Genomic DNA, 14,550 nt, shown 5'->3' with positions numbered 1-14,550 from the left:
GCGCGGCGTCGTCCACGTCGACCGGATGCCGTACGAACTGCATCCGATCGACCCGTCGCGGCTGCCCGATCTGCCGGCCGCCCAGGCGCCGCCGCTGCTGACGCAACTGATGGGCGACGATCGCAACATGGTCAGCCTCGGCTGGCACTTCGTCGGCACGACCGGCCGGTCGACGCCCGTGACGACGCACACGGACGCACTCGGGCTGAACAGCTTCCAGAACCAGGGTTCGAGCCTGTCGCTCAGCAATACGAACACGCTGGCGTTCACGTTTACTCACTTTTTCTCGGAGAACTGGGCAGCCGAACTGGGCGGGGGCATTCCGCCGGTGCTGACGCTGCGCGGGAACGGCAGCATCGCGCTGCCGCTCGACCGGATTTTTGCCGGTGTCCAGGGGCGCTTTCCGCTGATCGATCTCGCGAACACGCAAAGCAACCCGCTCGCGACCACGCGCGCGTGGCTCGGCTCGTTCGTGTTCAAGTATTACCTCGGCGAGCGCGACGATCGGTTCCGCCCGTTCGCGGGCATCGGTATCAGCTATACGCGCTTCACGAACACGAACCTGAATCCCGTGTTCCAGCGCAAGCTCGCGTCGCTCGGCGGGCTGCTCGCGGCGGGCGGGGACATCGGCAGCCTGCAGTCGCTGCTGCTCGATCCGTCGCTGTTCCAGCGCATCTGGGATGCCGGCGGCGACCTGCTGCTGTCGGGGAAGACCAACGTATCGGCGAAGGTGAAGAGCGTGTGGGAGCCGGTGTTCACCGTCGGTGCGAGCTACCAGATCACGCGCCAGTTCTGGATCACCGGCATGGTGACCTATATCCCGTTGCGGACGAAGATTACGCTGGATATCGACCAGCCGAATCGGCAGCTCGCGTCGAACACGTTCGATATCTCCGCGAACCCCGTGCTGGCCAGCGTGCTGCTCGCGTACCGCTTCTGACCGGCGCGCCGGCCCTTTTTTTCATGAATTTGACGCGCGACACTGGGATAATGGCGGCGTTTGACTGCGTCAATGATGGAAGGAGGCCCCATGGGCGACAACGATACCCGTACCGAGACCGACGACCGCACCGATATGGAATCGATGGAGGCGCGCCAGCGCCGCTTCGAGGAAGATCTGGTCGACGCCTACGACGAAGAGCTCGAGATGGAGCTCGACGATCGCCGCTTCGACGACAACGACGACCTGCTGTTTTCGCAGGAGCGTCGCGAGGCGCGCAAGGAGTATTTCCGCGAGTTGTTCCGGCTGCAGGGCGAACTCGTGAAGCTGCAGGACTGGGTCGTGAACACGGGGCACCGGCTCGTCGTCATTTTCGAGGGGCGCGACGCGGCCGGCAAGGGCGGCGCGATCAAGCGCATCACGCAGCGGCTGAACCCGCGTGTCTGCCGGGTTGCCGCGCTGCCCGCGCCGAGCAACCGCGAGCGCACCCAATGGTATTTCCAGCGCTATGTCGCGCATCTGCCGGCCGGCGGCGAGATCGTGCTGTTCGACCGAAGCTGGTACAACCGCGCGGGCGTCGAGCGCGTGATGAACTTCTGCACCGACGACGAATACGAGGAGTTTTTCCGTTCGGTGCCCGAGTTCGAGAAGATGCTGGTGCGCAGCGGGATCCAGATCGTCAAGTACTGGTTCTCGATCACCGATCACGAGCAGGAAGTGCGCTTCCAGAGCCGGATCGAGGATCCGCTGAAGCAGTGGAAGCTGAGCCCGATGGACCTGGAAAGCCGCCGCCGCTGGGAAGCCTACACGGCCGCGAAGGAAGAGATGCTGCAGCGCACGCATATTCCGGAGGCGCCGTGGTGGGTCGTGCAGGCCGTCGACAAGAAGCGCGCGCGGTTGAACTGCATTCACCATCTGCTGCAGCAGGTGCCGTATCACGAGGTGCCGCACGCGCCGATCGACCTGCCGCCGCGCGAGCATCACGAGGATTACATCCGACGGCCGACGCCGGACGACATGATCGTGCCGGATACTTACTGAGCGGTCGTGGCGGGTTCGATGCGATGAAGGGGCGCGCCGTGCAATGCGGCGCGCGTTACTCCCGGATCAGGAACGCGGTGCGGTCGCGCCCGACGATCCATGCGGGTGCGCGGCCGCGCCCGCTCCAGGTCGCTCCGGTTGCCGGGTCGCGATACTTCACGCCGACGGTGAACAGCTTCGCACGATGGCTGTAACCCTGCCCGAAGATTTCCCGTGCGGTCAGCGCGTAGCTCGTGACGAGCTCGCGCACCTGCGCCAGCACCGCGCTGCGTTCGCGGCTCCGTGCCGCCTTGATGCGCCGATCGAGTTCCGCAAGCTGGGCTTGCAGTGTCTGAATCTGATGCATGCGTCCGTTATCCCGTAGCCGAATGTTGATTGTGGGCGACGCGTGACGAACCGCTTGTCGGCACGCCCGGCCTTGGCGTGCCGCCTCGGCCGGTGGCGGATGCGTGCTGCCTGTGCCGGCCTGCGGGTAAGACGTAGGTGGCGCGAGTCGCCGGGAACCCGGTGAGGTTAAATGGCGGCGCGCGGTTTTTCTATCGGATGAGTCTGATTTTTCGGTGGAATTTGCAGGCAGCCGGGTCGACGCGGCGGGCGGTTGCCGGTCGTCACAGATCGGGAAAGCCCGATCGCCCTTGCGTCAGGTCGAACAACTCGGTTCGCGCATTCCCGGCGGCGGTCTCGGGCAGCTTGATCACGAGCTTCACCGTCATCCCGTACGCGCTGTCCACCAGCTCATAACCCGCTTGTTCGATCCAGCGGCGCACGCGTGCCTCCTCGGGATAGCCGATCTCGATCGCGAGCCGCGTGTAGCGGATGCGTTCGACGCGCTCGGCATCGAGCAGCGCCGACGCGATTGCATCGGTGTACGCGCGGACCAACCCGCCCGCGCCCAGCTTCACGCCACCGTAGTAACGCACGACCGCGCCGAGCACGCCGTCGAGATCGTGATGGCGCAGCACTTCCAGGATCGGCCGGCCTGCGGTGCCCGACGGCTCGCCGTCGTCCGACATGCCCGACTGGCCGCCCGCCAGCAGTGCCCAGCATACGTGGGTGGCGGCCGGATGCTCGTCGCGCAGGCGTTGCAGCGCCTGCATGGCCGCGTCGCGGTCTTCGACGGGAATCGCGTACGCGATGAAGCGGCTCTTGCGGATCTCGAGTTCCCGGATGTAGGTGGTGGCGAGCGAGTAGGTCATTGTCCGGGTGAAAAAAAGTGTAGCAAAATCAACGGTTTTTTAGTCGGCTGCTTGATTTTGTGTTGATCGATGTTGGCCCGTGCAAGCATGACTTGCCTACATACAGCCGACATGGATGGGGCGAAATGAAGAGAGAATTTTACCGTGACGCGCGTCGTTGCATTTCGTTGCGACCGGAACGCGACCCAGACGATCTACCGGGACGCGAAAGCGCCTGGGTTGGGATAGCGCGTTACCTTGTCGGGCGTGCGGGCATTTGTGCTCGAATCCCGGTTCTTCGGAAAAACGATCCGTTTGATCATTGGCGATCCGCGAGCATGGGATCTCGCGGCCGCGCGTGCGGAAGTCACGAGGATGAAGACGCTTGTCGACGAAGGCAAGGATCCGCGCGTGTTGAAAGCGGAGCAACGCGTCGCCCATGAGGCCCGGGGGTGCGAAAAGCGGCAGCAAGTTGTCACGATGGGTGAGGATCGGGATAGGGACGTCGGCAAGTCTTGGCGACCGATGCCATTCGCGGGCTTGCCGTTTCAGGATTTTCCACAAGTTTTCTGAAAGAAATGACGAGGATCGTCAATTACGCTCATCCAGCCGAAATATCGATCTGGAATACGGGGGTAAAAGATGACGGTCATTTCGCGACGCATGTGCAAGTGCGTATTGATGTATCTCGCCGGTGCAGTGCTCGGTCTCATGCTGGCTGCTTGCGGTGGCGGAGATAATGAAATCGACTCGTCCGGACAGGCCAGTCGTACGGTACTGGTGTACCTGATCGGGGCCGATCTGACGGATTCGGCCCAGGCTAGTCTGGATCAGATGACCGAGACTAGCGCCGGCAATCAGGTGAGGTTTGTCGTGACCACCGGGGCGGGGACCCAAAGCCATGGTGATGTCATATGGACGAAGGTGCAGCGCTGGCTCATCGCCGGCGGCCGACGGACGAAACTCGGTGATCCCCCCGCACAAGCTGATCTGACGAAGCCGGATGCGCTGCAGGATTTTCTGGTGTGGGGTATCAAAGCCTATCCGGCTCAACGCTATGCCGTGATCCTGAATGACCATGGCGGTGCCTATGACGGATTCGGATATGCCGGAACAGAGAACTCGCACCTGTCTCTCGATCAGCTGGTTTCGGCCTTCAGGAATGCGAATAGTTCGACCGGTGCGACTTTCGATCTGATCGGATTCGACGCCTGCATGATGGCGAGCGTCGAGGTAGCGGCGGCCATGAAACCCTTCGGGCGCTATCTGGCTGCATCGGAGGATCTCGAATACGGCAGTTGGGATTACGCCGCGATCGCTTCAGGCCTCGCGAATGATCCCCGCATGGACGGATTGGCGCTCGGAAAATTGATCGCCGACTCTTACTATGACGTGACCGAAAAGCGAATATCGACGGTCGATTTCACTTTCTCGGTTACGGATCTTCAGCAGATCGATCCGCTGCTTCAGGTGGTCAATCAGTTGGGCGACGAGCTTGGATCGGGAAAGTATCTTGCGACCAAAATGGCCGATATACGGTCACAAATTCAGTCGTTCTCGACCGACTGGATCGCCAAAACAGACGTCGTGGATCTGCTGCAACTTTCCAGAGGGTTGACGGGCTTGCAACCGCCGTTGACTACCAACGACGTAGTCGTTGGGGCACTGATCAAGGATGCGGTTGTGTATCAGCGTGTCGGCTCTGCGCGCGCAGACGTGGCCGGGTTGAACATCTTCATGCCGGCCATGTCGATCTATGATCCCGCCAAATTGAAGTATTACGCGCAGCTTGGAACGTGGCAGGGCGGGTATCGGAATTTCATCGGCGACTATGCCGAGGCACTTGCAACGGCGCTGGATGTGGCTATCAACATCAGCAAACCGGTTTGCACCGGAGATGTCGTGTCTTCCTACGCTTCGCTGCTCGGCACCTGGAAAACGGAAACGCCGCTGGCGCAGATTACCTACTGGAGAAGCAAGGATACAAGCGACTACGTGACTGCGATGTTCAGTATCGATGCCGCGTCACCGATCTCGGCAGGCGATGTCAATCTTGACCCGGACGATTTCAGGGAGGTGAAGTTCAATCGTAACGACGTGATCCCGACGATCAATGGCGTGCCTGTTTCCATGATTCCGACGAACACGCCGGAAGTCGAGCGTGATGCGAAATATGTGATACCCGTCACGAAAATAGAGGACGGCAGATCCGAAGATGGTTTCCTGCTGGTTCAGAATGGGCAGCCGGGGCAGATTACCGTATCGAACTACGTTTCAACGTTGAGTTCGGCGGTCGGGCACGCACAGCCGGTCGATTCGAATTGGAAGCTGGTTGCTTCGACCTGGCAGGATGACGTCTGGTTAAAAAATGAAAATCAGATCATAAAGAATCCGGGTGAAACAGCGATGGTCTTCAAGAGGGAGTCGATCCCGAGTTCGGCGGACAAGGATTCTTCTCAAAATTTCAATTTCCAGTTCGGCGTAATCGATCTCGCGAACCGGATACATCTATCCGACCCGGTCGGCGTGCCGTCGCAGGGGCTGCCTTGTGCCGGATCTCAGTAAGACGCGTGTTTCCGACGCAGGGGAACCAGCATCGGAGCGACGTCGGAGTCGCCCTGATGCTGCGCAGGAGCATGATGAAAATTCGACTCGTTCGTCGGATATTCCAGCGTCAGGAGAAAGTCGTCATGGCCGATGAGCCACCGACGGAAACCGGCTTTCGATCGGCTTCAATTGGTGCGCAGGTTGGCTGCTTGCGTTGCGAAAAAGCTGTCGCAACGAAGGTTTAGTACCTTGTGCAGGCGCGGTATCGTGTGATGGATCGCAGGATCCAGATCGACGGGATAGGCGTCGGTGCGATAGGCGCCGCATGCGAAAGCCTCGAATATGTCCCAGGTGTAGGACGACAAGTCGAAATTCGACAGCCTCACCAATTGCTGCATCAGATCGAAGCCAACGGGAAGGGGGAACCTGCTCTCGAGGTACGACACCGCGACGTTGCGAGCCAATACGTCAAAAATATCGTGGCGGTCGAGCGGTTTCGAGATATCGATGGCCTCCAGATAGCCTTTGGGGATGCTGCGGGTCGTCTGCAGGTGGCGAATGATTTCGTTCATGAGCGGTGGGACCTGCCCGAAAGAATGACGTTGTCATCTGAGCGACGCACACCCTGAACGACGATGCGGAGTTGCGTCGGAATTTGTCTGAAGAAAAGCCGCAATTTCTTGCCTGAAGGCGGCTCGATTGTTCCGCAGCACGAGGCGATCGTCTTTCAAAAAAATTCGATGATTTTATGGAAATTTATGGGTGACGTCAGATGTAGGATTTTCGGCGCACGGTGCGTTGCCTGCGTTATTTCTTTGCTCGCTGATTGATCCGGAATCGGTATGTCCTGCCGCCATGAGCTCTGGATTATTAGCGTACGCGATTCAATCGTTCAGGGCGCCCGCTTTTTACCAATCGCGGAATTGTGTTGCCCATCGACCGATGCAGGCGGCGTGTTTCCGGAAACTCGGGGAGTGGAGATGGCGGATCATCAGATTACGGGCAAGACGGTATTGATCGCGGGTGGCGCCAAGAATCTTGGTGGACTGATCGCGCGGGATCTGGCCAAGCAGGGTGCGAAAGCGGTTGCGATTCATTACAACAGCGAGCACTCGAGGGCCGATGCGGTCGAAACGATCGCGGCGATCCGGGCCGCCGGCGCCGAGGCAGTCGCGTTCCAGGCCGACCTGACGAGCGCGGGCGCGGTCGAGAAGCTGTTCACGGACACGATAGCGGCGATCGGGCGGCCGGACATTGCGATCAACACGGTCGGCAAGGTGCTGAAAAAGCCGTTCACCGAGATCACCGAGGCCGAGTACGACGAAATGAGCGCGGTCAACGCGAAGTCGGCATTCTTCTTTCTGCGGGAAGCCGGCAAGCACGTGAACGACAACGGCAAGATCGTCACGCTGGTCACGTCGTTGCTGGGTGCGTTTACGCCGTTCTACGCGGCATACGCGGGCACGAAGGCGCCGGTCGAGCATTACACGCGCGCGGCGGCAAAGGAATTCGGCGCGCGGGGCATTTCCGTGACCGCCGTCGGGCCGGGGCCGATGGATACGCCGTTCTTCTATCCTGCCGAGGGGGCGGATGCGGTTGCCTATCACAAGACGGCTGCCGCGCTGTCGCCGTTCAGCACGACGGGCCTCACCGACATCGAAGACGTCGTGCCGTTCATTCGTCATCTGGTGAGCGACGGCTGGTGGATCACCGGCCAGACCATCCTGATCAACGGCGGGTACACGACGAAGTAACGCGCCGCGCGCCGCATTCGACGCGCGTTCACGATCGCGGCCGGTGCGGACCTGAGGCGCGCGAACTGGGGATTCGCGCGCCGCTTTGCATGTTCTTCGTCGACATGCCTGAAAAACGCGTTTCCGGTCGAAATGGAATCGGCAAACAGGTCGACGCACGCGATCGCCGCGCATTCGAAGCGGCATCGCGCGGCATCGGTGTCGCCACGCTTTCGCTGACTGCATACCGGGGGGATCGACATGACGAAATCGACGGCAACGTGCCGCATTGCCGCGCTGCGCGCATCCGGTTCGGGCGATCGCGCCGCGGGCGACGACGTGCTGCAACCGGACGCCGCGACAGGGCTGGAATGAACCCGCTGTCGTCGCTGATCCGGTTTGCGCGCGCGCCGGCCGTGTGGGTGCCGGAATACGCGCGTGCCGCGCGAGTCGAATGGCGCGGAGCGCGCGTCACGGTGCGCGACGTGCGCAACTTCCGATACCGGACGCGTGACGACTGCGTGCCGGCGTACTACGACGCCACATTCGCGCTCGATGCGGTGACGACGGTCGATCTGGTCGTGTCGCGCTGGACGGCCGAGGCGATCGCGCACGTGTTCCTGAGCTTCGGGCTGGACGACGGCCGATACGTCGCGATCTCGATCGAGACGCGCCGGCGGCACGGACAACGCTATTCGCCCTACGCAGGCTTCCTGCCGCTGTACGACCTGGTGTATGTCGTCGCCGACGAACGGGACCTGATCGGTGTACGCAGCGATGTGCGCAAGGAGCGCGTCTATCTGTTCCGTGCGCACGTCACGTCCGACACCGCGCGCGCATTGTTCGCGGATTACCTGCGCCGCGTGCATGCGCTCGAACACCGCCCGGAGTTCTACAACACGCTGTTCAACAACTGTACGACGAACATCCTGCGTCACGTCAGGGCCGTTGCGCCTGATGTCGGATACAGCTGGATGGTCTTGCTGAGCGGCTATGCGGATCGATACGGGCACGATCTCGGCCTGCTCGACGCATCGATGCCGTTCGACGCACTGAAGACGGCGAGCCTGATTCGACGCCCGCCCGGCGCGACGATCGATGGCGATTTCTCCGCGGCGATCCGCGCGTCGCTGCCGCTCGCACGGACATACGCAAAATGAAGCACGCGCCCGACCGCAGGCTCGCGACACGCGGATCGCGCAGTCGCGGCCGGCGACGATGAGGTAAGGAACCATGGTGAGACTGGTAATGCTGTTGCTGGGCGTCGACTATCTGCGCACGCGTGCAACGGGGATTTTCTGGATCGGCGTTGTGTGGGCGGTCGCGGGGCTTGTCGTATTCGTCGATGCACTCGACGGCGCGATGCATTTCCCCATCACGCTGTTCGCGTGGCTGTTTCTGCTCGAAGGGCTGGCGACGCTCGCGGTTGCGTGGACCGGCGTCGGCGGGCAACGCGCGCTGCGCTACGTGAAAGGCATCGCGGTCGTCGCCGCCTCGGTGCTGATCTTTGCCGGACACCATCACGGCAACCTGATCCTGTCGATGATCTTCGGGACGTTGTTTCTCGTCGACGGGCTGCTGCAATGCGTATCCGCGTGGATCGTCCGGTATCGCCGCTGGAAGGCCGCCGTCGCGTGGGGTGTCTTCGAGATCCTGATCGCGGGGTTCTTTTACCAGCCCTATCCGACGCATTACGCGGGCACGTTGCCGTACTGCCTCGGGCTGTTCCTGATCTTCGGCGGTATCAACATGCTGACGCTCGCCGCTCGCGTGCGGCGTCTCGAGCGCAATCCGGCATTCAACGTGTCGCGGCGATCCGCGTTGCTGCCTGACGCCGATTCGACCACGCGCGCGAGCCGGTTCGATCGTAATGAATGGGACGGCCCGCCGGCCGACCACGAGCGTGCGCTGACGGTGCACGTGTGGACGCCGGCGGGTTCGTCGAAGGCGCAGGCTCAGCACCATCCGGTGGTCGACCGCTATATCGCCGCGGTCGACGTCAACGGCACGATCTCGACCGGGCACGCGGCGCTCGAATCTCCGGAAGGGATCTATATCAGCCTGTATCCGGCCGGCGAGATCGACCGCTCGCCGTCGGAGTTCGGGCGCATCCTGCGCGCGACGCGCGAGAACGACGTGCCCGGCCTGTTTCAACCGGACTATGCGACGGAGTCGAAGGCATGGTGCCCGTCGACGGTGCGCGTGCGGATCCGCAATTACGACCCCGCGAAGCTGCACGCATTCTGGGAGCGCTATCGCGCGAATACGACGTACAACCTCACGCACCGGAACTGTTCGAGCACCGTCGCCTACGCGCTCGAGGCGGCGATCGACGGTGCGGTCGGCCGGTTGCGGGGCGGCGGGACCGGGTGGGGCAGTTTTCTGCGTGTGCTCGTCACGCCGGAGCTGTGGGTGGCCGCGCAGATTCGCAAGCGCGCGGTGACGATGGCGTGGACGCCGGGCCTCGCGCTCGACTATGCACGCGCGCTCAGCATGCTTGCCGATCCGCGGCCGTTCGCGTGGTGGAAGGCCGCGCGGGTGGCGGCGAGCCGGTTGTCGCAACAGCGGCGCGCATGGCGTGCGCAGGACGCGGGCGCCACGCAGTGACGCGGCGTGCGAACCGACCGTATCGCGATCAAGCTGGAGGAACGAACACATGACGATCCGCTCGAAGCTCGCGCCAGTCACGCTGCTGCTGGCTGTCCTGGCCACGCGCGATGCGCATGCGGCGCCGGACTGCGCGAATCCGCAGGATCAACGCGCGATGAACGAATGCGCGAGCCGTGGCTATGCGCGCGCGGACGCCGAGCTCAACCGTCGCTACCGCGCATTGCAGCGCCGGCTGAACGGCGATCGCGACGGTGCGAGGAAGCTGACCGAAGCGCAGCGCGCATGGATCGCGTTTCGCGATACCGAATGCGCGTTCCAGACGATCGGCGTGGCGGGGGGGGGGCGGCCGAGCCGCTGGCACGTGCAGCATGTCTGGAGGAAACGACGCAGTCGCGATCGGCGGCGCTGCAACGCTATCTCGACTGCCGTGAAGGTGACACGAACTGTCCCGTTGCGGCGCAGTGAATCGCGCCGCGCACGGTTTACCGGTCGCTGCTGTCGCTGCGGGCCGTCGTGGCCGACAGGCGAAGCTGACGCGGTGTGACGCCGTAATGCCGCTTGATCAGCATCGTCAGATAGCTCTGGCTGCCGAATCCGCATTCGAGCGCGATCGACAAGATGCTCGCGGACGTGTGGCACAGTCGCCAGCGCGCACGTTGGAGACGCTGTTCGATCACGTACTGCATCGGCGTGCGGGCGAACTGCTCCTTGAACGCGGCGATCGTCGCGTGTTCGCTCAGGCCGGCCAGGCGCGCGAGGTCGGCGAGGCCGATCGGCTTGCCGAGGGACTCGTCGATGAAGCGGTTGACCTTCGTTTCACACAACGTATCGGCGAGCCCGCGGAAATCGTTGCGGATGTCGGCCGCGTTCGGATTGCGCCGGTAAGTCGCGCTCGGCGGCTCGCCGAAGCGCTGCCGATAGGCGCTCACGAAGCGGTGGGACGGCGCGAAGCCAAATGCATTCAGGGTGCCGACGAAACTGCCGTCGCCTCTGGCGAGCGCACGGCGGACGCCATACAGCCGCCCGTCGAAAAACAGCACGGTCGAAGGCTGGCCGGTCAGCCGGCGGATCGCGTTTTCCAGCGCGCCGGTCGGGCAGCCGAGCGCATGTGCGATCGTGCCGAGCGTTTTCCATCGCATCGGATCGGTTTCGATCATCGCCACCGCGGAACGCGCGGTGTGTTCGGTCGCACAGGTATCCGTCGCAAACAGCGCGCTGTAGTTGCTGCCGTGCCGCAACATCATGTGTTTCAGCATGTGCTCGTACAGTGCACGAATGGCCGCCTCCGGTGCGGGCGTCAACCGCATCATCCGGCGCAGGCAGTCCGCCGCGGCATTCCATTCGATGGCCGCGTCGGCCGCGAGCGGCTTCATGTCGAACCTGACCGGCGCGGCAAGCGGCTTGCCGATCCATTGCGACACGAAGTCGTTCAGATCGCCGGCATCAAGAATCACCGACAGATGGCCGATACCCTCGGGTTGCGTGAAACAGGCCGACATGCCGGTCGACGAAATCGGCATCACGTCACCGACCGCACATTGTGCGACCGTTCCGCCGCTCGTATAGGTCGAACCACCGCGAAGGCACGACAGGAACAAATAATTGGGACGCGGTTCCGACGAGTGGAAATGAAACGGCATCTCGTAATCGACGTCGTATATGCCGATTCCGTTCCATTCCTGGCCGCCCATATTCACGGCCTTTCGGTCCGCATGCTGTGCGCGAAAGCGGTTATCCGCATAAATTTTCTCGATGAAATCCGAAACCTCATCCGGATCGTCGCTGTGAAAACTGTGCGTCTGGATCGGTGATTCGCTTATCATGATGGTCGGTCGGGCTTTGGGTGGCTCAATTGAATACGCCGAGGAGTCAATCCGGGCTGGAAGCAGTGCAACTCACGGCCGACATCGTAGGGAAGTGCGAGCCGCTCGATAAGCCGCCGCGCTGTATACGAGGTATACAGTGCGGCGGCTCCGGTTAACCACGACGAACCGATACGTGGCGAAACAATTCGACCGGGCAGCACAAATCTTCCGGAAACTGCAGCGAGTGATTGATCGTGAAAGCGAAGACGCGATTCAAGACGATATTCATGGTGATGGTTCCAGTCGTTGTGCTCGCCACCGCAGGCTATGGGTGCTCGAAGTCATCGAGTCAGCCTCAGATCACGTTCCCGAGTCCCCCCTCCCAATCTCAGGCAGAAGCGTTTGCACGTCAGGACGCGTTGCGCTATACGACCAACGAAGTTTGCGACGATTATCGGAACTGGCCAGTCGTCTACGATTTCGACGCGCCGGTGTACACCGAGATCAAATATACGCTCGCGTTGATGGAGGCGCTGGCCGATGCCGGATTCGTCACCAGGAGGGTTGTGCAGAACAGGAATGCCGGGCCCGTTCAGTTCTATCCGCACGAAAAGCGGATTTACGACATTGTTCCGCAAGCGAAGCCGTATGTGCGCGAACAGCGCAATCAAGCCGGACCATCCGGGGCCGGCGGTTCGTCGAAGGCCCTTTGCTTTGGGCGCTATGTGTACGATCACTTCACGTCGCTCGAGGCGGATTCATTTGTCGGCGATTCGTCGGACCGGTCGAGGATCAACGGGAGCGTCTACAAGGATCTTGATGGTGCGTACAGGACGGATGTCAGGTATTCGATACGGGCTGAGCAGGGATTCGAGGATTGGGCAAATTCCATCGATATGCAGTTGCACGGACACAAGGTCCGTAACGAGGCCGAATATTATCCGTTTCGCAGGCTCGGCGATATGACGGTTTGGAGCATCGGGCTGGAAAAGTATGTATCGCTGGAATATAGCGAAGGCAAATGGAAATTTGCCCCGAAACCCTGATCGAGGTGGCAATGCGCGATACCCGGTGGTGGCTCGTCCCCCGTATTCAGACATGGATCGGTATGTTGTATTCGGCGTTGGTGTTGATGTGCCCGATCCATGCTGACGCGTCAGGGGATCGATGTGGCTGGCTGGATCTATCGAGGAATTCGTCGAAGAACAATGCAATCGAGTTTCATGACAGCGAGCGGATCTGGATGGTCGACAGGGAGGCCGGGCAATGGCCGCTCATTCGTCAGTCGGACATGTATCCGAATACGACGAAGTCGTATACGTATCCATCGGTTCGCGAAGAGGATTATCTGACATGCGCGTGCATGGTATTCGAGTCCGTTGACGGTGGCGACGTGACGAAGATGCGCCGGGCGCGCCTCATTCCGATTGATCGCTGTCTGCGCGACAAGAATTTATGGCAGCCGCCGAATTAGCGGGTGGCGGCTATTCAACGGTTGTGGCCCGATTAGGGTTGTCGTGACGCCGCGGATCCGGGACTGGCATGAAGCGCGTACAGCTCGGAAACGCTGACCGCCTTGCGGCTGCTGTGTTCCACCGAGCCTTCTTTCGTCCACAGGAACGGATAGAAGTTGAAGCATTGATCCGTCGTCAGATGCAGGACATCCGCTTGCCAGCCCGGCCAGCGCAAGCTCGCGTAGAAGTCGTGCAGCTTCTCGCTGAGCGACCACCGCACGAAGTCGCTATACCCGATCTCGAGCGGCTCCCATCTCAACGTGTCGGGTGCAAAGTAATACACCGAACCCGTGTCTTCCCCGAGTGCGCCGCCGTTCAACGCGAAGAAGCCGCCGACGGCATCGTCTGCGATCAATAGAAAGCCGGACGATCGCCCGGTGTTCCAGCCGACGATGTCCCTGGGCAGCCTGGGATGGCCCGAGCCAAGCAGACGAAGGTAGCCTCCGTCCACCAGGATGCCGCCGGTCCGAATAGGCGATTGCCCCCAGGGTCGATCGGGTGGATACCTGAAGCGCTGAAAGCACTTCGTCACGCCGATCGGATGCGGGCAGTATTTCGCAACGGTGGCGGGCTGCTGCCGCCCACTCGATCAAAGTCGGGAGCGCGGATTCGCGTTCGTTTACCAGTTCGTCCAGCGGACGCATGTTTTTCTCCGGGTTGTTCAAGCGCGACATCACCGCACGCCAACCGACGAACGCAGTGCCGCACCGAGCGTGCGCAGCGCCTGCCGGGCCCGCGCATCGGTCAGGCTCGAGTAGAGCACCACGTCGCGCGTCGGCAATGGCGGCAGCCCGTATCGCGCACTCACGTCGACCGATCCGACGGGCGCCACGCGATGCCCGAGCGCGGCGACCGCGAGCCCCGCGGATACCGCCGCGCCGATCGTCGCCACACCGCCACCGACGAACACTTCCGTCCAGGTGACGCCGGCTTCGTCCAGTGCGCCAATCGCCATGCGGCGCACGCTGCACGGCTCGGCCTGCGTCGCGAGCCGCAGCGGTTGCGGCGGATGGTACTCGAAGTCGGTAGCGGCCATCCAGCCGAACGATTCCGACAGCAGGGTTTCACCGTCGAGTCGCCGGCTGTCGTGCTGCAGTGCGACGGCGGCGTCGAGCTGGCCGCGGTCGAACGCATCGAGCACGTCCCGCGATGCGGCGACCCGGATCTCCAGCACGAGCCCCGGTT

16 protein-coding genes and 1 pseudogene are annotated in these 14,550 nt (G+C 62.1%); 10 read left to right on the top strand and 7 right to left on the bottom strand.

From position 1 onward, the window contains the following. The coding region (locus JYJ84_RS14305) for an OmpW family protein (RefSeq protein WP_205189235.1) at nt 1-940 on the top strand (940 nt) is incomplete at its 5' end. Nucleotides 941-1,030: 90 nt separating this feature from the next. After that, a complete protein-coding gene (gene ppk2 / locus JYJ84_RS14300) occupies nt 1,031-1,981 on the top strand; it encodes a polyphosphate kinase 2 (RefSeq protein ID WP_122946806.1) in 951 nt (316 codons plus the stop codon). Between the two features lie 55 nt (nt 1,982-2,036). On the opposite strand, the gene JYJ84_RS14295 is transcribed toward ppk2, so the two are convergent. Then, complete coding sequence (locus JYJ84_RS14295) at nt 2,037-2,327, bottom strand: H-NS family nucleoid-associated regulatory protein (RefSeq protein ID WP_122946807.1); 291 nt, start codon at nt 2,325-2,327, stop codon at nt 2,037-2,039. A 262-nt stretch (nt 2,328-2,589) separates the two neighbouring features. Continuing rightward, nucleotides 2,590-3,177, bottom strand: a complete 588-nt coding sequence (locus JYJ84_RS14290; protein WP_122946808.1) for a YigZ family protein — start codon at nt 3,175-3,177, stop codon at nt 2,590-2,592. Between the two features lie 237 nt (nt 3,178-3,414). Between JYJ84_RS14290 and JYJ84_RS14285 the strand changes: the two genes are divergently transcribed. Both JYJ84_RS14285 and JYJ84_RS14280 read left to right on the top strand, forming a co-directional pair. After that, complete coding sequence (locus tag JYJ84_RS14285) at nt 3,415-3,729, top strand: Arm DNA-binding domain-containing protein (RefSeq protein ID WP_265343086.1); 315 nt, start codon at nt 3,415-3,417, stop codon at nt 3,727-3,729. Between the two features lie 69 nt (nt 3,730-3,798). Further along, on the top strand, nt 3,799-5,721 hold the full coding sequence (locus tag JYJ84_RS14280) for a clostripain-related cysteine peptidase (RefSeq protein WP_175222590.1): 1,923 nt from the start codon (nt 3,799-3,801) through the stop codon (nt 5,719-5,721). Between the two features lie 167 nt (nt 5,722-5,888). On the opposite strand, the gene JYJ84_RS14275 is transcribed toward JYJ84_RS14280, so the two are convergent. Beyond that, nucleotides 5,889-6,275 carry a hypothetical protein gene (locus JYJ84_RS14275; protein ID WP_122946810.1) on the bottom strand — a complete coding sequence of 129 codons (387 nt, stop codon included), beginning with the start codon at nt 6,273-6,275 and terminating at the stop codon, nt 5,889-5,891. Nucleotides 6,276-6,683: 408 nt separating this feature from the next. Between JYJ84_RS14275 and JYJ84_RS14270 the strand changes: the two genes are divergently transcribed. The 4 genes from JYJ84_RS14270 to JYJ84_RS14255 all read left to right on the top strand — a co-directional run bounded on the left by JYJ84_RS14270 (nt 6,684) and on the right by JYJ84_RS14255 (nt 10,590). Next, nucleotides 6,684-7,457: an SDR family oxidoreductase gene (locus tag JYJ84_RS14270; protein WP_174956445.1), complete on the top strand. Its 774-nt coding sequence runs from the start codon at nt 6,684-6,686 to the stop codon at nt 7,455-7,457. A 350-nt stretch (nt 7,458-7,807) separates the two neighbouring features. Continuing rightward, on the top strand, nt 7,808-8,596 hold the full coding sequence (locus JYJ84_RS14265; protein ID WP_236027252.1) for a DUF4105 domain-containing protein: 789 nt from the start codon (nt 7,808-7,810) through the stop codon (nt 8,594-8,596). A gap of 73 nt (nt 8,597-8,669) precedes the next feature. Next, nucleotides 8,670-10,043, top strand: coding sequence for an HdeD family acid-resistance protein (locus JYJ84_RS14260; protein ID WP_122946812.1), 1,374 nt, complete (start codon nt 8,670-8,672; stop codon nt 10,041-10,043). A 49-nt stretch (nt 10,044-10,092) separates the two neighbouring features. Next, entirely contained in the window at nt 10,093-10,590 is a 498-nt protein-coding gene (locus JYJ84_RS14255) for a lysozyme inhibitor LprI family protein (protein WP_236027253.1), read from the top strand. Here the strand turns inward: JYJ84_RS14255 and JYJ84_RS14250 are convergent. Next, the gene (locus JYJ84_RS14250; RefSeq protein WP_122946814.1) at nt 10,529-11,869 is read right to left on the bottom strand and encodes a helix-turn-helix domain-containing protein; all 1,341 of its coding nucleotides are present in this window, start codon (nt 11,867-11,869) and stop codon (nt 10,529-10,531) included. The two genes, JYJ84_RS14255 and JYJ84_RS14250, sit on opposite strands and share 62 nt — an antisense overlap. Nucleotides 11,870-12,105: 236 nt before the next feature. Here JYJ84_RS14250 and JYJ84_RS14245 point away from each other — a divergent pair, with 236 nt between their 5' ends. Together JYJ84_RS14245 and JYJ84_RS14240 are read left to right on the top strand one after the other, a co-directional pair. Beyond that, nucleotides 12,106-12,897 carry a hypothetical protein gene (locus JYJ84_RS14245; protein ID WP_175222591.1) on the top strand — a complete coding sequence of 264 codons (792 nt, stop codon included), beginning with the start codon at nt 12,106-12,108 and terminating at the stop codon, nt 12,895-12,897. After that, complete coding sequence (locus JYJ84_RS14240; RefSeq protein WP_175222592.1) at nt 12,873-13,325, top strand: DUF4087 domain-containing protein; 453 nt, start codon at nt 12,873-12,875, stop codon at nt 13,323-13,325. Before JYJ84_RS14245 ends, JYJ84_RS14240 begins: the two co-directional genes overlap by 25 nt. Nucleotides 13,326-13,357: 32 nt before the next feature. Here JYJ84_RS14240 and JYJ84_RS14235 read toward each other — a convergent pair whose 3' ends face one another. The 3 genes and pseudogenes from JYJ84_RS14235 to JYJ84_RS14230 all read right to left on the bottom strand — a co-directional run. Then, nucleotides 13,358-13,816: a DUF2625 family protein gene (locus tag JYJ84_RS14235; protein WP_236027254.1), complete on the bottom strand. Its 459-nt coding sequence runs from the start codon at nt 13,814-13,816 to the stop codon at nt 13,358-13,360. Nucleotides 13,817-13,898: 82 nt separating this feature from the next. Continuing rightward, nucleotides 13,899-14,009, bottom strand: a pseudogene (locus JYJ84_RS38255) (hypothetical protein); the annotation flags it as partial. A 29-nt stretch (nt 14,010-14,038) separates the two neighbouring features. Then, a partial coding sequence (locus tag JYJ84_RS14230; protein WP_240201858.1) for a LysR substrate-binding domain-containing protein occupies nt 14,039-14,550 on the bottom strand: 512 nt, incomplete at its 5' end.

Source organism: Burkholderia sp. LMG 13014 (assembly GCF_905232215.1).
Taxonomy (GTDB): Bacteria; Pseudomonadota; Gammaproteobacteria; order Burkholderiales; family Burkholderiaceae; genus Burkholderia.
The sequence above is the reverse complement of the archived record's forward strand: the minus strand, read 5'-3'. Positions and strand labels throughout refer to the sequence as shown.